Origin of the sequence: Haloferula helveola (genome assembly GCF_037076345.1) — a bacterium.
GTDB classification, from domain to species: Bacteria; Verrucomicrobiota; Verrucomicrobiia; order Verrucomicrobiales; family Akkermansiaceae; genus Haloferula; species Haloferula helveola.
The window spans coordinates 4,999,701-5,022,567 of sequence record NZ_AP024702.1; the positions used below are offsets into that span (position 1 = coordinate 4,999,701).

22 protein-coding genes are annotated in these 22,867 nt (G+C 63.4%); 4 read left to right on the forward strand and 18 right to left on the reverse strand.

Annotated features, from left to right (window positions below; genetic code table 11):
* Positions 1-31: 31 nt before the first annotated feature.
* Positions 32-898, reverse strand: coding sequence for a hypothetical protein (locus tag HAHE_RS18910; RefSeq protein ID WP_338686665.1), 867 nt, complete (start codon positions 896-898; stop codon positions 32-34).
* Positions 899-998: 100 nt separating this feature from the next.
* On the opposite strand from HAHE_RS18910, the gene mnmA reads away from it, so the two are divergent.
* Complete coding sequence (gene mnmA, locus HAHE_RS18915) at positions 999-2,087, forward strand: tRNA 2-thiouridine(34) synthase MnmA (RefSeq protein ID WP_338686666.1); 1,089 nt, start codon at positions 999-1,001, stop codon at positions 2,085-2,087.
* Positions 2,088-2,095: 8 nt separating this feature from the next.
* Here the strand turns inward: mnmA and HAHE_RS18920 are convergent, their stop codons facing one another.
* The 13 genes from HAHE_RS18920 to HAHE_RS18980 all read right to left on the reverse strand — a co-directional run bounded on the left by HAHE_RS18920 (position 2,096) and on the right by HAHE_RS18980 (position 15,671).
* Entirely contained in the window at positions 2,096-3,346 is a 1,251-nt protein-coding gene (locus HAHE_RS18920) for a hypothetical protein (RefSeq protein ID WP_338686668.1), read from the reverse strand.
* Positions 3,347-3,349: 3 nt separating this feature from the next.
* Positions 3,350-4,900, reverse strand: a complete 1,551-nt coding sequence (locus HAHE_RS18925; RefSeq protein ID WP_338686670.1) for an MBOAT family O-acyltransferase — start codon at positions 4,898-4,900, stop codon at positions 3,350-3,352.
* A 104-nt stretch (positions 4,901-5,004) separates the two neighbouring features.
* Complete coding sequence (locus HAHE_RS18930; RefSeq protein WP_338686672.1) at positions 5,005-6,531, reverse strand: MBOAT family O-acyltransferase; 1,527 nt, start codon at positions 6,529-6,531, stop codon at positions 5,005-5,007.
* Positions 6,532-6,535: 4 nt separating this feature from the next.
* A complete protein-coding gene (locus HAHE_RS18935) occupies positions 6,536-7,738 on the reverse strand; it encodes a hypothetical protein (RefSeq protein ID WP_338686674.1) in 1,203 nt (400 codons plus the stop codon).
* A gap of 44 nt (positions 7,739-7,782) precedes the next feature.
* Positions 7,783-8,487 carry a 2-phosphosulfolactate phosphatase gene (locus HAHE_RS18940; RefSeq protein ID WP_338686675.1) on the reverse strand — a complete coding sequence of 235 codons (705 nt, stop codon included), beginning with the start codon at positions 8,485-8,487 and terminating at the stop codon, positions 7,783-7,785.
* Positions 8,488-8,491: 4 nt separating this feature from the next.
* Complete coding sequence (locus tag HAHE_RS18945; RefSeq protein ID WP_338686676.1) at positions 8,492-8,893, reverse strand: VOC family protein; 402 nt, start codon at positions 8,891-8,893, stop codon at positions 8,492-8,494.
* A gap of 25 nt (positions 8,894-8,918) precedes the next feature.
* Complete coding sequence (locus HAHE_RS18950) at positions 8,919-9,674, reverse strand: phosphosulfolactate synthase (RefSeq protein WP_338686678.1); 756 nt, start codon at positions 9,672-9,674, stop codon at positions 8,919-8,921.
* Complete coding sequence (locus HAHE_RS18955; protein ID WP_338686679.1) at positions 9,671-10,846, reverse strand: ATP-grasp domain-containing protein; 1,176 nt, start codon at positions 10,844-10,846, stop codon at positions 9,671-9,673. Before HAHE_RS18955 ends, HAHE_RS18950 begins: the two co-directional genes overlap by 4 nt.
* Position 10,847: 1 nt before the next feature.
* On the reverse strand, positions 10,848-11,795 hold the full coding sequence (locus HAHE_RS18960; RefSeq protein WP_338686680.1) for a hypothetical protein: 948 nt from the start codon (positions 11,793-11,795) through the stop codon (positions 10,848-10,850).
* An 11-nt stretch (positions 11,796-11,806) separates the two neighbouring features.
* Positions 11,807-12,916 carry a DegT/DnrJ/EryC1/StrS family aminotransferase gene (locus tag HAHE_RS18965; RefSeq protein ID WP_338686682.1) on the reverse strand — a complete coding sequence of 370 codons (1,110 nt, stop codon included), beginning with the start codon at positions 12,914-12,916 and terminating at the stop codon, positions 11,807-11,809.
* Positions 12,913-13,779, reverse strand: coding sequence for a glucose-1-phosphate thymidylyltransferase RfbA (gene rfbA, locus HAHE_RS18970; RefSeq protein WP_338686683.1), 867 nt, complete (start codon positions 13,777-13,779; stop codon positions 12,913-12,915). Before rfbA ends, HAHE_RS18965 begins: the two co-directional genes overlap by 4 nt.
* On the reverse strand, positions 13,776-14,843 hold the full coding sequence (gene rfbB, locus HAHE_RS18975; protein WP_338686684.1) for a dTDP-glucose 4,6-dehydratase: 1,068 nt from the start codon (positions 14,841-14,843) through the stop codon (positions 13,776-13,778). Before rfbB ends, rfbA begins: the two co-directional genes overlap by 4 nt.
* 81 nt (positions 14,844-14,924) lie before the next feature.
* A complete protein-coding gene (locus tag HAHE_RS18980; RefSeq protein ID WP_338686686.1) occupies positions 14,925-15,671 on the reverse strand; it encodes a sulfotransferase in 747 nt (248 codons plus the stop codon).
* Between the two features lie 13 nt (positions 15,672-15,684).
* Between HAHE_RS18980 and HAHE_RS18985 the strand changes: the two genes are divergently transcribed.
* Entirely contained in the window at positions 15,685-16,656 is a 972-nt protein-coding gene (locus tag HAHE_RS18985; protein ID WP_338686688.1) for a sulfotransferase, read from the forward strand.
* Between the two features lie 46 nt (positions 16,657-16,702).
* Positions 16,703-17,317, forward strand: coding sequence for a sulfotransferase family 2 domain-containing protein (locus HAHE_RS18990; RefSeq protein WP_338686690.1), 615 nt, complete (start codon positions 16,703-16,705; stop codon positions 17,315-17,317).
* Positions 17,318-17,336: 19 nt separating this feature from the next.
* Here HAHE_RS18990 and HAHE_RS18995 read toward each other — a convergent pair whose 3' ends face one another.
* The 4 genes from HAHE_RS18995 to HAHE_RS19010 all read right to left on the reverse strand — a co-directional run bounded on the left by HAHE_RS18995 (position 17,337) and on the right by HAHE_RS19010 (position 22,062).
* A complete protein-coding gene (locus tag HAHE_RS18995; protein WP_338686692.1) occupies positions 17,337-18,134 on the reverse strand; it encodes a hypothetical protein in 798 nt (265 codons plus the stop codon).
* Positions 18,135-18,375: 241 nt separating this feature from the next.
* Complete coding sequence (locus HAHE_RS19000; protein WP_338686693.1) at positions 18,376-19,233, reverse strand: LysM peptidoglycan-binding domain-containing protein; 858 nt, start codon at positions 19,231-19,233, stop codon at positions 18,376-18,378.
* Positions 19,234-19,376: 143 nt separating this feature from the next.
* Positions 19,377-20,573, reverse strand: coding sequence for an efflux RND transporter periplasmic adaptor subunit (locus HAHE_RS19005; protein ID WP_338686694.1), 1,197 nt, complete (start codon positions 20,571-20,573; stop codon positions 19,377-19,379).
* A gap of 88 nt (positions 20,574-20,661) precedes the next feature.
* The gene (locus HAHE_RS19010) at positions 20,662-22,062 is read right to left on the reverse strand and encodes an efflux transporter outer membrane subunit (RefSeq protein WP_338686695.1); all 1,401 of its coding nucleotides are present in this window, start codon (positions 22,060-22,062) and stop codon (positions 20,662-20,664) included.
* A gap of 50 nt (positions 22,063-22,112) precedes the next feature.
* On the opposite strand from HAHE_RS19010, the gene HAHE_RS19015 reads away from it, so the two are divergent.
* Positions 22,113-22,856, forward strand: a complete 744-nt coding sequence (locus tag HAHE_RS19015) for an ATP-dependent zinc protease (protein WP_338686696.1) — start codon at positions 22,113-22,115, stop codon at positions 22,854-22,856.
* Positions 22,857-22,867 lie beyond the last annotated feature (11 nt).

The window sequence follows — 22,867 nt, forward strand, 5'->3', positions numbered from 1 at the left end:
GGCGATTGGGCCGATTTCTTTTACTCAGGCCTCAAGCGTCGGTTGACCCGCTTTTCGTGTCCGATTCCTCGGCGATTTTCCGAAGCTGGGCCTTGTAGCCAACAAACAGCAAAGTTCCGGCCAAAATCAGGAAAACGAGCATCGCGGCGCCGAGGAAAATGGCGATCTTGCCGCCACCTTCACGAAATTCCTCGTCACTGACCGTTTCCGGGACCGCTTCGCCCGGAATCCGGGCGAGCACCAGCTTGTCGCCATCGATCTCGGCGCGAGTCAGCTTGGCCATCGGTGGCCCGACCGCCGGGTCCTGCATCGATTGTTCGAAAATCCGGAGCGTCGAGAAGTGCCCCATGAAACCCTCTGCCACCTCGGCGTCTTCGACGTTGAGGTCTTCGACGCGGAGGGCGAGCTCGCGCTTGCCGAGCTGGGGTGTCGCGATCAGCTCCCCGACGAGGTAGCGCGGGTCGGAGGTGACGAAGCCCTCTTCGTCTTCCTTGGTCAGCCGCGGGCGGCCGTTGAGCTGGTAGCAGATGTCGATTTTCAGGACCTCGTCCGCGATCTCACGGACGTGGAAGGCACCGCGGAGCTGTTCGAGCTGTTCGAAAAGCGCGACTGCCAGATTGAGGTCGTCGGCCGACAGTTCGATCCGGGCCTCGGTTTTGTCGTCGCTGAGCTGACTGCGGAAGGTCTCGAGCCGCTCGACCAGAGCCTTGGCATCGTCCTCGCGCTGTTCGATCGACTCTGAGGGAACCGGGGACGGTTTGTCCTGGGTGAACTTCTCGATTTCGTCGGCTTGGCGAAGGGGCGTCCAGATCGAGAAACCGATCAGGAACACGAGCATCAGGACGGCGGCGATCAGAATGGCGCAGCCGGAGAGGGGTGAACGGGCGGAATTGGACACGGTTGGAGGGAGGCCCTGTGCCTCGGGATGCCCGATTTTCCAATTCCAAAAACCGGAAATGGGCGCTTGGCAGGTGGTGGCGCGACGATTGAATCGGCGCATGGCGAAGGTGCTGGTGGGACTTTCCGGCGGAGTGGACAGCTCCGCCGCCGCGGCCTTGCTGATCGAGCAGGGCCACGAGGTGTCCGGTGCCTTCATGAAGAACTGGATCAACGCCGAGGGTCTCCCGGGGGATTGTCCGTGGGAGCAGGACCTCGATGATGCGCTCGCCGTGGCGAGAAAGCTCGGGATCGAGTTCCGGGTGATCGACCTGATCGACCAGTACAAGCAGCGGATCGTCGACTACCTCGTCGAGGGCTACCGATCCGGGATCACTCCGAATCCAGACGTCTGGTGCAACCGCGAGATGAAGTTCGGGGTGTTCCTCGATTACGCGCTCGAGCAGGGGTTCGAGCGGGTGGCAACGGGACACTACGCGCGACGCCGGGAGCTTTCGAACGGGCAGGCCGCGATCCTGAAGGGTGCGGATCCGAACAAGGATCAGAGTTACTTCCTTTCGCTGATGACCCAGCATCAGGTGGCGCACGCGATGTTCCCGGCAGGCGAGATGCTGAAGCCGGAAGTCCGCGAGGTGGCGCGTCGTCATGACCTGCCGACCGCCGGCAAGAAAGACAGCCAGGGGATCTGCTTCATCGGTGAAATCAAGATGCGCGATTTCATCCGCCACTACATTCCGGACTCGCCCGGCGATATCGTCGACACCGAAGGGAAAGTGCTCGGCCGTCACGACGGCCTGCACCTTTACACCCTCGGGCAGAGGAAGGGGCACGGCGTGGCATCACCGCGTGATGGCATGGCGTATGTGGTTGTGGGGAAGGATCTCGCGAACAACCGGCTCATCCTCGGTTGGGACGAAGGCGTCACACCGGGGCTCTACGCGCGGCAGGCGGTGATTGGTAGTGTCTCGACCATCAACGAGCCGTTTGACCGTGCGATGCGTGTTGAAGCCCAGCCGCGCTATCGATCGAAGGCCGAGCCATGCAGGGTCACGCCCTTGGGTGACGACTGTGTGCAGATCGAGTTCGAGAAACCCCAGCGGGCATTGGCAGCCGGGCAAATCTGCGCCTTCTACGAGGGTGGCCGGCTGCTGGGCGGAGGCGTGTTCGAGAAGATCGAAGGCGCGGTCTGAGGCGGCGATTAGCGGGCGTCGCTGTCCATTTCGCCGTCGCGCAACTCGTCGGTGCCTTGGTAGTTGGAGATCGCGTCGACCATCCACTGCCACAGCTCCGGTTGCTCGGTTCTGAAACGTTCGTAGCCGTCACGCAGTTGCTGGTAACGGTCCTCGAGATTCTCGGCGGTCAGTTGGATGCCGTAGTCCTGACCTTCGCCATCGATCGGCCAGCCCATGATGCGGTGGAGCATCACGTCGCCGAGCGCTTTGCGGGCGTGGGTGCCGTCGAGCCACCAGTGCATCCGGCTGCCATCGGTCGGGATCGGTTCGCAATTGAGCGGATGGAAGTCGTTGAAGTCCCAGATGACGGCCGGCGGAGCGTCGGGATGCCGGGCATTGCTCTCGGCGAGCATCTTGACCATCAGGGCGCGGTCGGTGCTGTGGACCCGGTCATCATCGTTGAGGTAGTGATAAACGCCCAGATAGGTCGCGTGGTTGGGTGGCATCACCACCACCAACTTGCACTTCTTCGCCTTGGTGTCGTCGAGGATGCGCTGGAGACAGGCGACCTTCCACGGGTTGGGTTCAACTTCGAGCGTCCGACGCCGTCGCACGACACGGATCGCGTGCGGAATCGAGTCGCGGTAGATCACTTTCGCGACATTGTCCGGCTCCTGATGCCGCAGCCGGTGGCCTTGGGTGGTGTATTCCGGAAGGCGCTCCTCGGCGCGGTTTTCCATCGCGCGGATCGAGCTCTCGAACGTTGAGATACCGGCGAGGTAGCGGAGCTCTCGCTCGAACGGGTCACCCTTCTCATTGAACGGCGACTCCATGTAACCGGTCGTGCGGATGCCGGATCCGGCGCCCATAAGGTCACCGAGGTCGATTCCGACGATGGCCAGTTCGAGCGGGTCACGCTCGATCGCGTAGTGGAGAATGCCCGACGTTTCCGGAAGGGTGCCGGCGCTGACCGCGAGATTCACCGCCTTTGTGTCGCCCCACTCGGGCAGGGCGGGGTCGAGCGCGATATCGATGCGTGACGATCCGAAGAACGCGGCCTGCCAGTCTTCGGCGCGGACCATGCCTGCCTTGGCTGTCCGCTGGTGGCGATAGACGGGACGCCACTCGGCGAAGCCGGTGTCGGTCCACGGGGTAGGCGTGACCCAGAGCGGATTGATCCAGGTATTCAGCGCCGTGAAGCCGACCACAACGACCGCGACGAATCCGACGATCGTCAGCACGAAGCGGCGGTAGGCCTTCTGGGGAAACCGGGTCATCGATCAGAACTGGAAGTAGATGAACTCACTGAGCTTGTCGAATTGGTAGATCGTGCCGGCAAGCAGCAGGATCAGGAAGATCGCCCACATCGGGGTCGGGCGCCATTGCCACCAGCGGCGCTGGCCGAGCATGCCGCCGGGCATCGATCCGACGCCGAGCGCCGGTTGGTAGCGGCGCATCCACTGCTGGGTGTTCGGCAGCAACCACACGAGCAACACGCAGAGGACCGCGCGGATGGCGTGGCTGTCCTTGACCATCATCGCGCTGCGGTCCGGCCAGCCTTCAAAGCCGTTGAGGCCGAACATGGATGCCAGTACCGAGCGCGTCGCCCGCAAGGCGGCTTCGGTCGATCCGTTCGGCCCGAGTTCGAAGTTGCCGGCACGGAAGGGAACCCACGCGACCAGAACCGCGATGAAAGTCAGCGCGATTGCCAGCGGCTTCGGCAGCGCCGGCCAGTTCATGGCCTTGCGCAGCGCGAACCACGCGTGGTTGGCGCAGAGGTAGATTCCGTGAAGCACGCCCCAAAGGAGGAAGGTCCAGCCGGCGCCGTGCCACAGGCCGCCGAGGGCCATCGTGATCATCAGGTTGGCGTAGCGCCGGACCTTGCCGCAGCGGTTTCCACCGATGGCGATGTAGAGGTAGTCGCGCAGGAAGCGGGAGAGCGTCATGTGCCAGCGACGCCAGAAGTCGACCACCGATGTTGCCTTGTAGGGTGAGTGGAAGTTGAGCGGGAGGCGAATGCCGAAAAGGCGCGCGGCGCCGATCGCCATGTCCGAGTAGCCAGAGAAGTCGAAGTAGATCTGGAGTCCGTAGGTCGTCGCAGCGGCCCATGCTTCGCCGACCGTCATGTCACGCTCGCCGGTCGCCGCGAGACTGAACAGCCGCGTCGCGATGGCGGCGAAATTGTCGGCGAGCACGACCTTCTTGAAGAGACCGGCGATGAGGATGGTGATGCCGACGGAGAAATTGACCCAGCGCTGCGAGTTGTAGCGGCCCTTCTGGAACTGCGGCAGCATCTCCTTGTGGTGGACGATCGGTCCCGCGATCAGCTGCGGGAAGAAGGTCACGAACAGGAGGTAGTCGGTGAAGTGATACTCCTCGGTCTCGCCGCGCCAGGCATCGACGAGGTAGGCGATTTGCTGGAAGGTGAAGAACGAGATCCCGAGCGGCAGGATGATGTCGGGCAGGGTCAGGCCGGCACCTGTGAGCGCGGCGAGGGTCTTGGCGAAGAGTCCGGCGTACTTGAACCACGCGAGCACCCCGAGGTTGGCGACGACCCCCACAATCAGCGTGACTTTCCCCGGCGGGGCTCCGCGGTTGCGGGAAATCGCGCGACCGAAGAAGAAGTTGGCGACCGACGATCCGAGGATCAGGGAAAGCCACCAGGGTGACCACGGCTCGTCGGGATTCGGATTCCACCAGCCGTAGTAGACGAGGCTCATCAGCACGAGCCACGCGAAGCCGACCCGGACCTTGCGCTTGGCCACCAGATGGAAGCCGAGCAGCGTCAGCGGCAGGAAGAGCAGGAGGAACGTGTAGGAATTGAAAATCATCGCTGAAGCGGAGACCTGCCGGCCGCGCTCGGTTTAGGCCGCGAAGGGCCCGCATGCAACGCCGATTCGGGTCGCGGGCACGGCTGTGGGTGGCGGCCGACCGGCTAGAACTGGAAGTAGATGAACTCGCTCAGCTGGTCGAATTCGCGGCCGACGAGGTAGAGCATGGCCAGCGTGAAGGCCAGCCACGGCAGCGTGGGCCGCCACTGCCACCACCTCCGGCGGAAGCCCTCGGACGGCTTCAGCAGGCCGATCGCGGGATTGTAGTGTCGCATGAACTGCTGGGTGCTCGGCAGGAAGAGCACGAGGATCAGTCCGAGGATGATCGGTTTGAAGGCGCGGCTGTCTTTGACCACGATGGCGGCGTCAGGTGGCCAGAAAGTGGCGCCCTTGAGGCCGAACATCGACTCGAGGATGTTGCGGGTCGCGCCCAGCGCGGCGGAGGTGGACCCGTCGGCACCGAACTCGTAATTGCCGGCGCGGAAAGGGATCCACGCGAACATCACCGCGAGGAAAGTGAGCAGAACGCCGACCGGACGGGGGATCGCGGGCAGCTTGAAATTCCGCCGGAGGTGGTGCCAGCCGTGGTTGATGCAGAGGTAGAGGCCGTGCAGGGCGCCCCACATCAGGAAGGTCCACCCGGCGCCGTGCCAGAGACCGCCGAGCAGCATGGTCAGCATCAGGTTGACGTAGCGCCGCGACGGTCCCTTCCGGTTGCCGCCGAGCGGGAAATAGAGGTAGTCGCGGAGGAAGCGCGACAGGGTCATGTGCCAGCGCCGCCAGAACTCGACGATGGAAAACGACTTGTAGGGGGAGTCGAAGTTCAGCGGCAGTCGAATGCCGAAGAGCCGGGCGGAACCGATCGCCATGTCCGAGTAGCCGGAGAAGTCGAAGTAGATCTGCAGCGTGTAGGCCAGCGTGCCGGCCCACGCCTCCCCGATGGTCAGGTCGCGGCCTTCCGGGCTCGCCGCGAGGTCGAAGATCGGGCCGCTGGTGCGGGCGAGGTAGTCGGCGAGGATGATCTTTTTGAACAGCCCGATCGCGATGATCGTGACACCGATCGAGAAATCGAGCGAGTTCAGGCCGCGTCCCTTCTGCTGCTGGAATTGCGGCAGCATCTCCTTGTGGTGGACGATCGGTCCCGCGATGAGTTGCGGGAAGAACGAGACGAACAGAAGGTAGTCGGTGAAGTGATACTCCTCGGTCTCGCCGCGCCATGCATCGACGAGATACGCGATCTGCTGGAAGGTGAAGAAGGAGATGCCGAGCGGCAGGATGATCTCGGGAAAGTTGAGGCCTTCTCCCGTCAGCGCGGCAAAGGTCTTGTCGAAGAGGCCGGCGTATTTGAACCAGCCCAGCAATGCGAGGTTGGCAACGACGCCCGCTGTCAGTGTGGCGAAGCCGGGCCGGGTGTCGCGCAGCCGTGAAACGCGTCGTCCGATGAGGAAGTTGAAACCGCAGGATGCGCCGATGACCCAAAGGTCCTGCGGCCTCCACCATCCGTAGTAGAGGAAGCTCATCAGCACGAGGAAGCCGATGGAAACCCTGAACGGCGCGCGGCGCAGCAGGTGGAAGCCGATCAGGGCGATCGGGAGGAAGAGGAAGAGGTAGGGGTAGGAGTTGAAAATCATCGGGTCACTCCGCCTTCCTGAACAACTCTTCCTTCCACTCGACGTCCCGTGCTCCCGGGCCGTTGAGATACGCCTCGTAGCCCGCGCGGACCTCCTCCAGTCGCTCCTCGAGGTTCTCCGAACTCAGGCGTGTCCCGTAGTCCTCGCCGATTTCCAGCGGCACGTCCCATCCCATCATCCTCGCCTGCATGGTATTCCCGACCGGCAGCGAGTAGTGCCCGAGGTCACCCCAGAAATCCATCCGTTCGCGTCCATCGATCGGGAGCGGCTCGCAGTTGATCGGATGAAAGTCGAAGAAGTCCCAAAGCTCGACCGGCGGGCCGGCGAGTCCCTCGGCGTTCACGCGATCGACCATCTCGACAAGCGTCGGCCGCTCCCGCCGGAAGAACACGGGTGGATCCGACTTGTCCGCCGCCCGCGCGTGCATCACCGCGTGCTGCGGATGGATGTAGAGGATGACCCGTGTGCCGGCGGTCCTTGCCATTCTCAGGATGCTCTCCAGTTCCTTCGCCTTGTCCTGGTTGATCGGACGCTGCTTGCGGCCGTCCTCGGCAAGGAAGGCTTCGCCGAGCAACCGGCTTCGGATGAAGTCGATCTGGGAACGTTGTCCGGCCTTGTCCGAGCGGACACGGAGGCCCTCAGGCGTGTAGGACGCCAGCTTGCCGCGATGCTTCCGGCTCAGGGTCTCGATCGAGATCTCGAGGGTCGAAATGCCGATCAGGTAGCGCATTTCGCGGTCGACCCGGTCGCCGCCGGGGGCGAATGGCGAACCGTAGTAGTCGCCGAGAGGGCGGGTGTCGAAGGGGGATGAGAGATCACCCGGATCGACACCGAACAGGATGACTTCGGGCATCTCCTGCTCGAGCAGGTAGCGCGAGATGCCTGTCGTCTCGAACATGAAGCCGCCGCTGCATCCGAGGTTGAGCACCTTCTGATCGCCCCAGCCTTCGAAATTCGGATCCATTCCGTTGGCAACCCGCGACGAGCCGACGAACGCGGCGTCGGCGTGGCCCGACGAGCGGAGGATGCCCGCCTTTCCGGTGCGGATCTGGTTGGAGATCTCGCGGTACTGCTCCAACGAGGGATCCGACCACGGCGCCGGGGTGACCCGGAGCGGGTTGACCCAGGTGTTGATCGCCGCGGCGACCAGGGTGAAGCCCGCCACGATGCCGACGAAGCCAAAGGCGTAGCGGCGTGCGGATCTCATGACTGCTTATGGATAGCCCGGGCCGACCGTGTCAACCCGGCGGCTCAGCCGGGGAAGCCGTGGAGTGGGGGTTCGTCTGCAGCCAGCGGACGGCATTTGCCGTTCCGGTAGACCGGGACCAGATCAAACTCGTCGAGCCGGGCGCAGAAATCGATGTCCTCGCGGAGTCCGAGGTTCAGCAGATTCCGTCCGGAACCGCCTTCGAGGAAGGTCTTGAGATGGATGTCAGACGGAGCGGCCGGTTCTCCGGAACGGATGACTTCCGCCATCAGCTCGGCGGTCAGGTTGTCCTCGACCGCATCTTCTTTCAGTCGGCCGGCGGCGAGCATGGTGATGTCCTTCCCGTAGTGGGCCGCGATCCGCTCCGCAGCTCGTGCGGTCGCGGTCAGATTGACGAACGCTCCGAGCAGGACGATCGCCATCGGATGGGTCGCGGCGGCCTCGAGACAGCGAGTGCCGTTTGTCGTCGTGATGGTCAGCCGTTTGCCCCGATGGGAATCGGAGAGGAAGCTGCGCGGCGAGTTGTCGAGGTCCACGCCCGGCAGCTTCTGTCCACCTCGCTCACCGGCCGTGAGCTCACCGATGCAGTCTTCGACCTTCGCCACGGGAATCACCGCACGGATCCCGTGGGCGAGAGCAGTGGTGATGGTTGTGGTGGCCCGGAGGGCATCGATGAGCACGATCACGTCGCCTCGTGCCGATGCCTCACCCGCGGCCGACTCTCCGGAAGCCAGACGAATGCCGCTCATCGGCTCAGTACATCATCGATGGGTCGTTGTAGTGCTTGAACTCGAGCAGGTTGTTCGACGGATCGATGAGGAAGAAGGTCCGATGTTCCTCCCGCTTGCCCCCGAAACGGACGAAGGGCTCCTGAAAGAACGGCAGCCCGTGTTTCTCCGTCTTGTCCAGCAGCGCGTCGTAGTCGGCGGCGTGACGGAAGGTGACGCCGTAATGGCGGGGATACATCTTCGGCTCCTTGTCGATGCCGTCGGGATCGAGGTGGCAGACGACCTGGTCGCCGAAGAAATTCAGGGTCACCCGGTCGTCGTAGCGGCGGCCGAGTTCGCAGCCCATCTTGTTGACGTAGAAGTCCTGGGTGGCGTCGAGATCGGCGCAGGGAATGGCGAGGTGGAAAACGTTCTCGGGGTCTCTCATGGATGACTGGTGGTTCGCGGGCGATTTAGGGGGCAAGCGTGTCCGAGCGCAACCCGAGCCTCAGGGTTTCGAGGCCGACGATGTCGGAAAACGCGACGTTGGCGAGGTTCACGTTGGCGCCGACGCGCTTCACGAAGTAGGTCTGCAGCGCCTTGTTCGGGGCTTCGAAGATCACGTGTCCGAGATCGATCTCGGAGCCGATGATGTCCTCGATCAGTCCGAACCGCACCTCGCCGTCCGAGCGGCAGATCCCGCTGGTTCCCGACTCGCGAGCCTCGGTCAGGACCATCGAGGCGCCGCAGTCGAGAGATTTGCGCATGTATTCGACCCACTTCGACGGCGGAAGGTCGAGCGAGCGCTGCTGGTCTTTGTAGCCGACCTCGCTCCAGACCGTGAACTCGCCGGCGAAGCGACGGATCAGCTCGCACTTCTCGTCGGAGCTCAGGTTGATCGTGCCGTCGGAGACCTCGACGATCGGGCATTGGTGCTTTCGCACGAACTCGGCGAACTCGTCCACGCTGTCGCGTGTGTAGGCGACCTCAAGCAAGGTCCCTCCGAAAAGGTAGGGGACTTCGAGTTCGCGGAGGATGGCGATCTTGCGTTCGATCTCGCGCGTGACGAGCGACGTGCCCCAGCCGAACTTGACCGCGTCGATGAGCGGGTGGTGGCTCCGGACGACGTCCTCGAAGTAGGAGGTCGGGTAGCCCGAATCGATGATGCAGGTCAGGCCGGAGGTCCGTGGCTTGTCCTCACGCGATGGCAGTTGCAGGGATTCAATCATCGTTTGCTGAAGATCTTTGCACGGTGTTTGTAGTAAAGGTACGACTGCACCAGAAAGGGAACCGGGTCGTCGATGCTGAAGTCCATGAACGAGTCGTCGTCGAAGTCGAGGTGCTTGCGTGCGACTCGGAATCCGCGTTCGGAGCGCGGGTTCTTGAAGTAGCTGATCACGTCTCCGGCGATCCACCGTGAACGATGGCCGAGCGGGTATTCGGGATTTTCCCGGAACGGCAGGCCGTGGGCGAGGCAATACTGGTAGTAGGGGTAGCTCACCCCGCAGTTCAGGTCGTGGGGAGTGGTGCCCCAGTAGCGGGGATTGACCTCCATCAGCCAGCGTTCGCCGGATTCGCGGTCGACGATGTATTCGAACATCGCGACGCCGGAATAGGACAGATGCCGGACGATCCTGGTCGCGTCCTCGAGGGCCTCCGGGAAGAGGATGCTCTCGCATTTCACCGCCGCGCCGCCGAAGGTTTCCTTCTCGCGTACGTTACGCCGCGCGAAGTTCGCCTTCACTTCCCCCTTCTCGGCGAGAACCATCACCGTCTGGATGGTGCCGTGGACGAACTGCTGGACGATCGGCGCGGGAGCGCCTTCCGGTTGCTCCGCCATCACCCGCGCCCACCTTTCGCGAAGTTCGGAGTGATTCTCGAAGAAGCTCACGCCATGCGAGCCATGGCTGAACGGCACCTTGATCACGCCCTTCTCCGGAAGATGGGGAAGGGAGGTCTCGAGCGAGCTCTCGCTCCCGATCTCGAAGGTGGCCGGGTGGGGGACTCCGAGCTCTTCGGCGAGTTGTTGGGCGTGGAGTTTGTGGTCGAGCGTGCGGATCGCCTCGTAGTCCGCAACCGCGACGTGCACGGAATCCGGAAAGCGGTCGCGGTGCTTCGCGACGAGAAAGCCCTCCTCATGGGAAGGGATATACACGCCGATGTCATGCTTCATGATGTAATCGACCACCGCCGAGATGAAGCCGTCGGTATCGGCGTGGAAATGGGGGTATTGGAACCAGCCGCTGCAGTAGCGTGAGAAGCGGCTCATGAAGAAGCTCTGGTGGTCGCCGACGTACACCTCCAGTCCGTGCCGCGCAAGATTCCGGATGAGCCCCCACGAACTACGGACCCAGCCGTAGGTGACAAGCACGCGGGGATTGGGCAGGGAAGCGGAAGACATGCTAGCCGGGCGTGGGTGCGGGTGCGATCCGGGCGGCATCAGGAAGCTCAAGCCGGCGTCGGAGGAGCTTCGAGTAAAAGGTGAACCGACCCTTCAGGTTGCTGCCGTAGAACTTGGCGATGGCCCGGGTGAAGGACTCGTCTGGATCGTCGGGTATCTGTTGCCAGTCGGGTTGGTCTCCGGCGAAGAGGGTGGTCTCGAAGCGGTCACTCTTTCCGCAGTGCGCGCCGGTTCCGTCGATCCCGTGGTTCTGGACGAGCGAGATGCTGGGAAAGATCACGTCTAGGTCGCGTTTCACGACCTCGAGCGTGGCCATCATGTCGTAGGCCAGCAACTCGCCGAGCGTGCAGCGTCGGAGCATGCCGATGAAATTCACGCCGGTTTGCCGGATGATCCGGCGGCGCATCGAGGGTGAACGTAGGATCTCGCGATATTCGGAAGGTTCGGGTTGGCAGCGGACCATCGCGTCGGTACGCGCGTAGATCCCGAATCCCCAGGCCTTGAAGCGCTTGGCCCGGAGCAAGCGGAAGGGTTCGGGACGGAATCCGTCGAGCGGCGGGAGGTAGCCTGATATCGAGAACACCCGCGGGTCGTCCTCGTAGCGATTGAGGCAGGCGTTCATGTAGCTGAGAAACATCGGGGAGGTCGCGCAGTCGTCCTCGAGGTAGATCATCCGGCCGAAGCCCGAAGCGAGCTCGCGGCGGATTTTCCAATTCTCCAGCCGGCTGTTTTCGTCCCGCGCAAGGACCTCGACCTTGCGGAAGCCTTGAACGGTCTTGAGCCATTCGCGGACATCCGCGACCGCCTCCTCGTCACCGGGGCGGGGTCCGTCCGAGGTGACATAGAGTTCGGTCTGGTCCGCCAGCGTGTTCGCCGCGAGTGCGGCAATCGTCTTCTGCAGGTGACCGAGCCTGCGGTAGGCGGGGATCATGACGGGTGCGGGTGTCATGGATCGGCGGGTCAGGCGTGGGCGGAGCGGGGCGGATGAACGGCGTCTAGGATGCGGTCGACATGTTCCAGCTCCAACCGGGTCGACAGCGGGAGACAGAGGATGCGGGCGGCGACGTCCCGGGCGACGGGGCAGGAGGCTTCGGCGGATCCTTCGAGACCGCACTGGTCGAGCGACGGGTGGAAGTACCTCCGGGTGCCGAAGCCTGCCGCATCGAGCCGGGTCATGGCGGCGAGCAGTTGTTCCTCCGTCTCGAATCGGACCGGGAAGTAGCAGTGATTCCACTCGGTGTCGGCCGCGAGATCGAAGGCGAAACGCGCACCGTCGATTTCAGGGAGGCCCTTGAGGTAGCGCGCGATCAGCGCCTTCCGGGATTCGAAAACGGCATCCGCCTGTCGCAGTAAGCAGATGCCCATCGCGGCATGCAGTTCGGACATCTTCGCGTTGATCCCGACGCCATGGTAGGCTTCTTGGCCGTTGTGGCCGAAGCGCCGCATCCACTCGATCCTTCCTGCGGCCGCCGGGTCGCGTGTCGTGACGAAACCGCCCTCGACCGAGTGGATTACCTTCGTTGCATGGAGGCTGACGATCGAGGCGTCACCATAGTCGAGGATGCTCCTGCCGGCATGGCGGACGCCGAATGCGTGGGCGGCATCGTAGATCAGCGCGAGTCCGTGGCGCTCGCAGATGGCTTCCAGAGCGGCAACATCACAGGGGTTGCCGAACACATGGGTCGCGAGCACCGCCTCAGTTTGCGGTGTGATCGCGGCTTCGACCGCGGCCGGGTCGATGTTCAAAGTGGATGCGTCGATGTCGGCGAACACCGGGGTCAGTCCTTCCCACAGCGGGCAGGAGGTGGTTGCCACGTATGAGTAGGGTGTGGTGACGACTTCGCCGCCGAGGCCCATCGCCTTGATGGTCAGCTGCAGGGCGAGCCCGCCGTTGGCCACGCAGTGGAGGGGGCGGTCGCTGCCCGACGCCTTCTTGAGCAATCCCTCGAACTCGACCATGAGGGGGCCGCCGTTGGTCAGGTGCCTTCGTTCCCAGATGCCTTCGAGCAGGCGCACGTAGTCGTCGAGCGGCGGCATGTGGGGCTCCGTTACTTCCGAGATCCGACTCATGGCTGCTTGCAGAGTTGGAGGATGTAGTCGCGGTAGCCGCTCTTGGGATAGGATTTGGCGAGCTTGCGCAGTTGGTCGATATCGATGAAGCCGGAGTAATAGGCGGTCTCCTCGATGCACCCGATCTTGGTGCCCTGCCGCTCCTCGATCACCCGGACAAAGGTCGAGGCTTCGTTGAGCGAAGCGAAGGTGCCGGTGTCGAGCCACGCGATGCCGCGGTTGAAGATGCCGACCTGAAGACGTCCGCGTTCGAGGTAGGTCTGGTTGACCGAGGTGATCTCGACCTCGCCGCGTGGGGAGGGCTTCACGCTGCGGGCGATCTCGACGACCTCGTTGTCGTAGAAATACAGCCCGGGCACCGCATAGTGGGACTTCGGCTTCTTCGGCTTTTCCTCGATCGAAACCGCCCGCCTTTCCTGGTCGAACTCGACCACGCCGTAGCGCTCGGGGTCCTGAACCGGGGCGGCGAAGATCACCGCTCCATCCGGGTTGGTATGCTGCCGGATGAGTTGCCCGAAGCCGGAGCCGTAGAAGATGTTGTCGCCAAGAATGAGTGCGACCGAATCCGATCCGATGAAATCGGCGCCGATCGTGAAGGCCTCGGCGAGACCTTTGGGTTCGGCTTGCTCGGCGTAGGAAAAACTGCAGCCAAGGTCGGCCCCGTCGCCGAGCAGCTCGCGGAAGAACGGCAGATCCCGCGGGGTCGAGATGATCAGGATCTCGCGGATGCCGGCGAGCATCAGGACCGAGACCGGATAGTAGATCATCGGTTTGTCGTAGACCGGCATCAGCTGCTTCGAGAGCACCTTGGTGACCGGGTACAGCCGCGTGCCGGCGCCGCCTGCGAGTACGATGCCTTTCATACCGCCGAGCCGATGCGTTTGAGTTGATATTCGCCGGAGAGGATGTGGCGCCACCATGACTCGTTGGCGAGATACCATTCCACGGTTTCCCTCAGTCCCTGTTCGAAGGTGTGCGCGGGCGTCCACCCGAGCTCCGATTCGATCTTGGTGGTGTCGATGGCATACCGCCGGTCGTGACCCGGCCGGTCGGTCACGAAGGTGATCAGCTCCCGATAGCCGGAAGTGCCGGCCGGACGCCGGTCGGCGGCGACCTCATCAAGGAGGTCGCAGAGCGTTTCGACCACCTCGAGGTTCCGGCGCTCGCTGTTGCCGCCGATGTTGTAGGTTTCGCCCGACTTGCCGGTCGTGAAGACGGTCCATAGCGCTTCGACGTGGTCATCGACGTGCAGCCAGTCGCGGATCTGGGCACCGTCGCCGTAGACCGGCAGAGGTTTTCCCGCGATGGCGCTCAGGATCATGTGGGGGATCAGCTTCTCGGGGAACTGACGCGGCCCGTAGTTGTTCGAGCAGTTGGTGATGAGAACCGGCAGGCCGTAGGTGTTCGACCACGCCCTGACGAGGTGGTCGGACGCCGCCTTGCTGGCCGAGTAAGGCGAGCGGGGGTCGTAAGCGGTGGTCTCCGTGAACTTCTCCTCGGTTCCGTCGAGGTCGCCGTAGACTTCGTCGGTCGACACGTGGAGGAAACGGAAACGCTTCGCCGCATCATCGTTCAGAGTGGAGACGTGCGCCCGGGTCGCTTCCAGCAGCGCGTGGGTACCGAGAACATTGGTCTCGATGAATTCCCGCGAGCCTTCGATGGACCGGTCGACATGCGACTCGGCGGCCAGATGGAGAATTCCGTCCGGCTGAAACTCCGAAATGGCTTCGGCCACGGCCGCGTGGTCACCGATGTCGATCTGTCTGAACCGATAGTTCGCGGCGTCTTCGATTTCGGCCAGCGACTCGGGACTCGCGGCGTAGGTCAGCTTGTCGAGATTGAGAACTTCGCAGCCCGGTTCCCGGACGAGGCGCCTCACCAGCGCGCTGCCGATGAATCCGGTTCCTCCCGTGACAATGAGCTTCATCAATCCTGAAATTCGCGACGTCCTGCAGGTGCCATTGCGTCAGATCCTGACCACCCCGGCAAGGGCTTAGACCGGAGGGTTTCAGCTTTTGTTGAGGCGGGGCATCGACGCCAGTTTCTTGCGCGTTCCGAGGAATTCGCAGAGGCGCTGGACCGCATCGGCATCGCCGACATTGAGGGTGAGAAAGTCGTCGGGTCGCCCGGCGAAGTAGTCCTGCACGGTGCGGTTGTAGTTCTCGTAGTGCTCCATGTAGATCCTGGGATCGTAGAGGGTCGACTCGTCGATCCCGTAAACCAACCGGTGGGTTTTCCAGATCCAACCGGGCTCCCGGTAGCCGAACTCCTTGAGATCGTCGGGTGTCGGCAGCCGGTCCTTGCCAACGATTCCCGTGTGAAAGCGCGTCAGGCTGTCGTACCAGGTTTGCGCGTCCTTGCGGACCGTGAGGATGAATTTCGAGCCGGGAAAGGCGGCATCGACGGCCTCGTAGGTGCCCGGGAGGGCGAACGGGATGTCCTGGAAGGCATCCGCGGTGCGGCAGTGGTCGATGATCCGCGAGAAGTCGCCCCGGCCCCAATCGTCGATGAGGAGCTCGGCCTCCTCCTGCTTGCCGACGAGGTAGCCGAGTTCGCGGAGAGCCGCGGCCATCGATGTGGTCCCGGTCTTGTTCCGTCCGATGACGAAAACCTTGTGCTTCTTCCGCGGAAATCTTCGCCCGAACAGCCTCACGGACGGACCGTGCTTGGCGGCCTTGGCGGGTGTCAACCGGGAATGGCCCGGCGGCGTGCGGGCCGGTGCGCGCTTGACCTGCCGATCCGTTGGGCGCGACATGGAGCGCCGTCCGATGACCCGACCGATCTTCTTGCTCTCCCTGCCGCGGGCCGGCTCGACGCTTCTCCAGCGGCTGATGCTGGCGAGCGGGCGGTGCGCGACCCTTGGCGAGCCGAGCCTGCTGCTGCGTTTTCTCGGCGGCGACGAGGTGATCGCCCGGCGGGCGACCTACTGGGAGTCGCTGGTCGAAACGGCCGAGGCCGACATCCGCAAGGAATGGCCGGAGTTCGATGCGAGCTATCGGGAAGGGGTGGCGGCACTGATGCAGCGGGTTTACCACGGACTTGCGGGAGGCAAGGAGTGGTTTCTCGACAAGACCCCGCGCTACACGCTCATCGCGGAAGAGCTTCGGAAGACCTTCCCGGATGCGAAGTTCGTGGTCCTGTGGCGGCACCCGCTGGCGGTCGCGGCCTCGATTTGCCAGACCTACCGCGACGGCAGCTGGTGCCCTGACGAGTTCGGGATCGACCTGCATGAAGGGCTTGGCCGGCTGATGCGGTTCGCGGAAGCCCATCGGGAATCGATTTGCGAAGTCCGCTACGAGGATCTGGTGAGCGAACCCGGCCCGGTGTTGAAGCGCCTTGGTGATTACCTTGGCTGGCCGGAACTTGAGGCGGCAGGTGAAGAGGAATTGCCTGCGTCGGCTGGCGGCACCTTGGGTGATTCGACCGGCGTGAAGAGCTACTCGAAAGTTTCCCAAGACAGCCGGGACAAGTGGATCGGGCAGGTCGACAATTGGTACCGTCGCGCTTGGTGCCGCGACTACTGGAGCTCGATCGATTCGGCCGGCCTCGGTCGCCTCGGTTATGAGATGCCGGATGAGATCGCGTCCCCGGGTTGGTGGTCGGGCGGGGTCATAAAGGGCGTCGGCGACATGCTCTCGGCGAGGCGTCGCATCCGCAGGCGGATCGAGCATCCGACGTGGCTCCCAAGGTTTTCGAAGGAGTTCCGCCGGAAGAGGGGCTACGGCGTCCTGTTCCGGTGATCCCCGGGCACTTGACGCAGGTGGGGCGGGCGGTGACGCTCGGTCCGTGATTTCCCTCCGCCACCGGTTTCTCTTCGTCCACATCCCCAAGACGGCTGGAAACTCGATCCAGAACATCCTCAAGGACTACTCCGAGGACCGGATCGTCGCTTCGGGGAATCAGGACGGTGTCGAGAGGTTCGAAGTTCGCTCGGAGGGACGCTCGCTGGAGAAGCACTCGACTCTTGCGGAGTACTACAGCGAGTTGGGCGCGGAGGTGGCCGACGGCTTGTTCAAGTTCGCGGTCGTGCGTAACCCGTGGGACCGGTTGATCTCGTTCTATTTCTCGCCGCACCGGCGTGAGACCTCGTGGAGCCCGCGGAAGTTCAGGAAGTTTGTCGAACACGATGTCCGGCCGCTGACTTCATACTTCGAACTTGAGAACAATCGCGGTGCCTCTCCATTCGAGAATGTCGATGCGCTGATCCGTTTCGAGAACCTCGGAGCCGAGTTCGACGAGGTCTGTGAGAAGATCGGGATTCCGAAGGCCGAACTTCCGGTGCGGAACCGATCGGACCGCGGTCGGCCCAACGAGTACTACGACGCCGACCTGAGCAAGTGGGTGGGTGAACGCTTCGCCGAAGAGATCGAATTCTTCGGTTGGACGCCGCCGGTTGCCTGATGCAGATCGCAGAATTCTGTTAGAGTGCTTTCCAGCCGGGCAGGCAAGGATGCCAGAACGGTTCGTAGACGACCTCACCGTCGCCGATGATCCCGGCAAGGTAGCTGAAGGTGCTCTTGGCGGTGAACAGGACATCGGCGGTCACCATTCCGTGAAACGAGACGAAAGCATCTTCGTCGAGATGGAGCCACGGATCGAACTCGGCGAATTCGGGAAAGTCTTCGGCGTTTCCCTGTGAGTACAGGTGGAGACGGCAGCGCTCTTCCGAGAAGTGTCGGCGGAGTGCGGGAAGCAGGCGGTCGGTGGAGCTGAAACGCTCGGAGAACCGCCCGTCGGCCGTAACATCGCCTCTGCGCAGATGGACGGCGATGTGTAGGAAGTTCTCATCAAAACCGGGCGGCTCGGGCTTCGGGGAGACCTCGTACTTCCGCCGCAGTTCGGGCGCGATCGACGCCCAAGCTTCGGGATGGTGGTCGGTCACCTTGTGGCAGTGCGCGACGACGTTCAACTTCCCGGAGCGTGGGCTCCGGCGGTGGGGTTTCGCCAAGGTGTTCTCGGGGATGCCAGAGAGTGAGGAAGCCTGAGTCTCTCCGTATCCAAGTGAGAAGAAATTCTCCCATCTTGCGCTCCAGTCTTCAGTCGACTCACCCAGCGGCGCATGGGCAACCGTTTGCAGCGGCGAGTGCACGTAGGTGGCCCGGCGAAGGCGCGCGTAGATCATGGTCGAGACGCAGGCCGCGATCTGGGCGCCGCCGCCGTCGTCGCGACCCCGGCAGGTGACGTAGGTCGGTCGTCGCGAGAATCGGAAGAGGGGCACGGGCGATACTTGGCGGCGAAGGGTGGGTTGCGGGCAAGCTTTGAATGGGGCGGATGGAATTGGAGGGGTGCCGGTTGGATGTGAACATCCGATGTCCGGCAAGGAATGATCAGTTTTCAGGGGGTCTGGACACAGGCTGATGCTCATCGGGTGCATCAGCCTCAGCACGAAAAACCCGCCCGGGAACAAGTCCCGGGCGGGTGCCATGCCCGCTGAAGGGCTACCCTGAATGGTCCGGACTCTACTCCAAAGGCTGAGCGGAAACGTAGAGTTCCGAACCGGTTGCAAGAGGGGTCTTCGGCTCGAGATGGAGGCCGTTGAGAGCATTGAGCTTGCCCGGATCCATGCCGTGCTGCTTGGCGAAGTCGCCGAAGGAAATCTGGTCTGTCACCCGCACGCGACGGACGACGGGGCGGTTCATGACCGTCTGACTGGCCTCGTCGGCCCCGGCCGGATCCTCAGTCCGTGCGACTTCGGTAAGGGCGCTTTCGGTGGGCTCCGGTGCCTTGCGGGCGCTGAGCTTGAGTTCCTGTCCGACCCGAAGGCTGCGGTAATCGACGCCCGGATTCGACTCTTGGAGGCGGTCCACACTCAGCCCGTAAGTACGGGCGATCGAGTAGAAGGTCTCACCCGACTTCACGCGATGGGTGCCCTCGACGGTATCAACCTTCGATGACTCCGAGGCGACGCTCGTGTCGGCCGGCAGCTTGAGTCGCTGGCCTTCGCGAATCATGCCCGGGTTCTTGATGCCGTTCAGCTTGGCCAGGACTGCGGTGGTGGTGCCGTGCTGCTTGGCGATCTTGGAGAGCGACTCGCCGCTGCGGATGACATGGATCGGCGCTGCGGGCTCGGTTCGGGTCGTTTCGGGCGGCGTCACGGTCTCCTCCTTTTCCTCGGTAGAGACCGGCGCGAGGTCGGGTGCCGGAGTGATCTCGCCGAGGCGGGAACGCAGGCGCTGATTCTCGAGTTCGAGGTTCCGAATCTGGCGCTCCTGCTCGTCGCAACGTTGCTGGAGTTCGGTAACGCTGATTTCCCCGGCATCGACCAGAGAACCGAAGGCGAGGGCCGGGAGAACGGCAAACCGTGCGAACGTCTTCATGATGTCCTGAAGAGTTTCAAAAAACTCATTTAGGAGCAATAGAAATTTAATAAATCTTAAATATAGGTGCGTAAGTGTCTCAAAATCAACTATCGGGTTTGAAATATCCCGGTGATTTGCCGGGGAAACGCAGCCGGAGAGACTTAGGACTCCGGAGTTTCGCTCTCAGCGGTGGCCGCGGAAGTCGACTCCACGACTTGGACCGGCGCGCCGTCGGGAGCGTAGGGAAGGCGGGTGGTCGACAGCCACTGGCCGGCCTTCAGGCCTTCCTTGACGACGATCACCTCGGCGGTGCTCCAAATGGGTTCGATCGTGGTCCGGATGATTGCCGGCTCATCCCGATCGACGAGGTAGATGCGGTTGATGTCGCGCAGCGCCTGGCGGGGAAGCACGAAGACATCGTCGAGCGTCTTGCCCTCGATCGAGGCGCGCACCGGCTGGCCGATCCGCAGCGGCGGGCGATTGCTTTCGAGTCCAAAGGGATCGTCGATGCGGGCGATCGCGAACAGCTCGCGGGAGGAGTCATCGAGAGCGCCTTCGGTTCGGACGATGCTGGCGGGCCACTGCGTTGCCGGTTCGTCGGGGTCCCGGGAGCCGAGGGCGTCGGTCAGCGTGACGGGAACCGCAGGGTCGCCAGGGCGTGAGGGAAGCGTGATGAACGAGAGTTGCTCCGGGGTGAGGGGTAGCCGGACTTCGGCGTAGTCGATGGCGAACAGGTTGCCAAGAGGGGTCGAGCCGCCAACGGCCTGGCCGAGACCCACCAGCCGGTCCCGCACGCGGCCGTTGAACGGGGCTCGGATCTTGGTCCGCTCGAGGTCGCGCTCGGCTTGATCGAGGGATGCCTTGGCCGCGTCCACATTCGCGCGAGCCTCTTTGAGCTGGGGTACGCGGAGGACGAGGTCAGAGGGTTCATCGGTGTAGCCGAGATCCTCCCAATTGAGCCGGGCCTGCTTCGCCCGTGCCTCTTCCTGGGCGAGGGCGGCTTCGGCCCGTGCCAAACTCGACTTTGCTGACTCGACCTGGGCCATGAAGTCGGCCGGGTCGAGTTCGGCAAGCACATCGTCCTTCTCGAAATAGGCGCCGTCTTCGAAGGATGAATGGATGGCGCTGATGGTGCCGTTGACCGCAGCGGTGAGAGGGGTTTCGTGGTGAGCGCGAACGACGCCTTGGGAATCGAGCATCACCGTGTAGTCGGTGGGAGTCAGCTCGACGATCTCGGTCTTCAGCTTCTGGGGCGGTACATGTTCCGGCTTGGGCGGCTCGACTTTCTGGCCAAGCCAGAGAGCCGCCAAGGCACCAATGCCAAGGATGACAATGGGTAGAATGAAGCGAATGACCATGGAGCGGGCTGGGCTTGCCCGGGCCAAAGATGGCCGAGCATTACGGGTTTGCCAAATACGAAGCAGGGCACCGGAGGCTTGCGCCGAATCACCGGTCCTCTGTCCGAAAGTCGCCGCCGAGGGCAAGGTGGAGGTCGATCCGGTTCTGGAGCCGGTCGTTGCGCAGGCGGATCAGGCTGGAGCGGGCGTTGTTCGCGCGGCGCTGGGATTCCAGCACGTCGAGGATGTCCGATCCTTCGATTCCGTCGGCGTAGTCCCGCGAGGCCTGCCTTTCGGCCAACGCCGCCTGCTCGACCTCGGTGACAAGAAAGCGCTCCTGCTCGGCGAGGGAGAGGTCGGTTGCCAGCGCGGACTCGACTTCACGGAACGCGTCGAGCGCCGTCTGGTTGTAGTCGTGAACCGCCGCACGGTTGCGCTCGAGGGCTGCCCGCGCCTGATTGCCGAGCTGTCCACCGGAGTAGAGGGTTTGGGCGATGTTGCCCGCGATGCTTGCGGCGAGCCACTCGGGATTGAGCAGGTCGGCGAAGCGGGAAACGGGTGTGCCTCCGGACGCGGTGATCCCGAACGATGGCAGCAGACTCTTGCGAGCGGCGTCGGCACGCTTGGCGGTCGAGTAGATCCGGGCACGGGCGATGGCGAGGTCGGGTCGGCGGTCGATCATCGATGCGGGAATCCCGGCCGGGACAGTGCGCTTCAACCTTGGAAGTTCGGATCCGGCGCGGGTCGAACCGGACGGGTAGCGCCCGGTCAGGGTTTCCAGGGAACGCGCGGCCTCGCCTCGGATGAGCTTCGAGGATTCGACCGCCCGCTTGGCCGCCGCCACGTTGGTTCGTCCGAACTGGACGTCGAGCGCGCCCTGTCCGGTCCCCTTGTAGTTGCGCTCACTGATCCGGAGATTCCGCTCGAACGAGTCGAGCGTGACCTTGGCGAGCTCGAGCTGCTGGTCGGCGGCGATCAGGTTGCACCAGGCCCGGGCGGTGCTGGCGGCCAGCGAGAGCCGGGCGCCACGGTAGGTCGCGCGGGCTGCCGCAAGATCGGCGTCGTCGGCGCGGTTCAGATCGCGGAGGCGTCCCCACAGGTCGGCCTCCCATGAGGCGGCGACCGTGATGCCGTAGCGCTCGGATTCGCTTGAGGCGGCGGAGCCGTTCTCGGAGATGCTGAAGCTGCCGGAAGTCGTCAGGTCGGCCTGAGGCAAGACGCGGGACCGTCCGGCGATGCGCACATATTCGGCCTCCCGCATCCGGGCCTGGGCGGCCGCCAGGTCCTGGTTGTGGCTCATCGCCTGGTCGACCGCGCGTCGCATCCCGGCGTCTCCGAATTCCGAAACCCAGCCTTGGCTGATCTTCGAGTCCCGACCCTGACCGGCGCTGTTCCAGTAGGCGGGTGCGCTGATTTCGGCCGATTCCTGCGGCGCGTCAAAGGTCAGCGGCCCGCAGCCGGGAACCGTCAAAACGAGTGGGATGAGCGCGGCGATGCATTGTGTGCGCATCCGGGAATTCCGTTGCATTTCCTAACGACTGGTGGTGAAAGTTGGCCCGCGTGACCAGCAAATCCCAGGCCTCTACGTTCCTAGCGATCCTGCTCTGTCTCTTCGTGGGCGGGCTTGGACTAACCCGCGGACAGGACGCTGTCACGAAAGAGAAGCCCGCCGGTGAGGCGACGCCTGCCGAGGACGCCAAACTGGCCGACAAGCCGGATGCGAAGGAAGCTGAGAAACCGGCCGATGCTCCGAAGCCCGGAGATGACAAACCGGCTGAGCCGGAAATGGAGCCGGAGGAGGACGATCCGAAGAAGCTTGAGAAGGAGGAAGAGGCCGCCGCCATCGCACTGCCGGTATCGCCCGATCCGGTGCAGATCTACGGTTGGAAGGAGTGGGTGTTCCTCAATGACGGTAAGGCCGACATGAAGATGGCCGCCAAGTTCGACACGGGCGCCTACACCAGTTCGATCCATGCCGAGGAGAAGAAGCTCTTCGAGCGCGATGGCAAGAAGTGGGTGCGCTTCGTGGTGACCGATCCTTCGGAGAAAGACTTCCCGCGCATCCGTGTCGAGGCGCCGCTGGTGCGCATCGCTCGCGTCAAGGAACCCGGTGGCAATTCGGAGGAACGCGAGGTCGTCCGTCTGGCGTTCCGTGTCGGCGACCGCAAATTGAAGGCAGACTTCACCCTTAGCAACCGCAGCAACATGCTCAACCCGATGCTCATCGGACGCACCACGATCCGGGAACTCGGATGGGTGGACCCCAGCCGCGCGTTCATCGCCGACAAAAAGCTCATGCGCTGATTGTTCCGGCG

Bases quoted from the DNA above. Each gene is read 5' to 3' on its own strand.
- rfbB (WP_338686684.1), bottom strand. From the start codon at position 14,843: ATGAAGCTCATTGTCACGGGAGGAACCGGATTCATCGGCAGCGCGCTG.
- HAHE_RS18985 (WP_338686688.1), top strand. From the start codon at position 15,685: ATGACCCGACCGATCTTCTTGCTCTCCCTGCCGCGGGCCGGCTCGACG.
- HAHE_RS18945 (WP_338686676.1), bottom strand. From the start codon at position 8,893: ATGAGAGACCCCGAGAACGTTTTCCACCTCGCCATTCCCTGCGCCGAT.
- HAHE_RS18930 (WP_338686672.1), bottom strand. From the start codon at position 6,531: ATGATTTTCAACTCCTACCCCTACCTCTTCCTCTTCCTCCCGATCGCC.
- HAHE_RS18950 (WP_338686678.1), bottom strand. From the start codon at position 9,674: ATGATTGAATCCCTGCAACTGCCATCGCGTGAGGACAAGCCACGGACC.
- HAHE_RS19005 (WP_338686694.1), bottom strand. From the start codon at position 20,573: ATGGTCATTCGCTTCATTCTACCCATTGTCATCCTTGGCATTGGTGCC.
- HAHE_RS18935 (WP_338686674.1), bottom strand. From the start codon at position 7,738: ATGAGATCCGCACGCCGCTACGCCTTTGGCTTCGTCGGCATCGTGGCG.
- HAHE_RS18965 (WP_338686682.1), bottom strand. From the start codon at position 12,916: ATGAGTCGGATCTCGGAAGTAACGGAGCCCCACATGCCGCCGCTCGAC.
- HAHE_RS19000 (WP_338686693.1), bottom strand. From the start codon at position 19,233: ATGAAGACGTTCGCACGGTTTGCCGTTCTCCCGGCCCTCGCCTTCGGT.
- HAHE_RS18960 (WP_338686680.1), bottom strand. From the start codon at position 11,795: ATGACACCCGCACCCGTCATGATCCCCGCCTACCGCAGGCTCGGTCAC.
- HAHE_RS18940 (WP_338686675.1), bottom strand. From the start codon at position 8,487: ATGAGCGGCATTCGTCTGGCTTCCGGAGAGTCGGCCGCGGGTGAGGCA.
- HAHE_RS18925 (WP_338686670.1), bottom strand. From the start codon at position 4,900: ATGATTTTCAATTCCTACACGTTCCTCCTGCTCTTCCTGCCGCTGACG.
- HAHE_RS18955 (WP_338686679.1), bottom strand. From the start codon at position 10,846: ATGTCTTCCGCTTCCCTGCCCAATCCCCGCGTGCTTGTCACCTACGGC.
- HAHE_RS18980 (WP_338686686.1), bottom strand. From the start codon at position 15,671: ATGTCGCGCCCAACGGATCGGCAGGTCAAGCGCGCACCGGCCCGCACG.
- mnmA (WP_338686666.1), top strand. From the start codon at position 999: ATGGCGAAGGTGCTGGTGGGACTTTCCGGCGGAGTGGACAGCTCCGCC.
- HAHE_RS18920 (WP_338686668.1), bottom strand. From the start codon at position 3,346: ATGACCCGGTTTCCCCAGAAGGCCTACCGCCGCTTCGTGCTGACGATC.
- rfbA (WP_338686683.1), bottom strand. From the start codon at position 13,779: ATGAAAGGCATCGTACTCGCAGGCGGCGCCGGCACGCGGCTGTACCCG.
- HAHE_RS19010 (WP_338686695.1), bottom strand. From the start codon at position 22,062: ATGCGCACACAATGCATCGCCGCGCTCATCCCACTCGTTTTGACGGTT.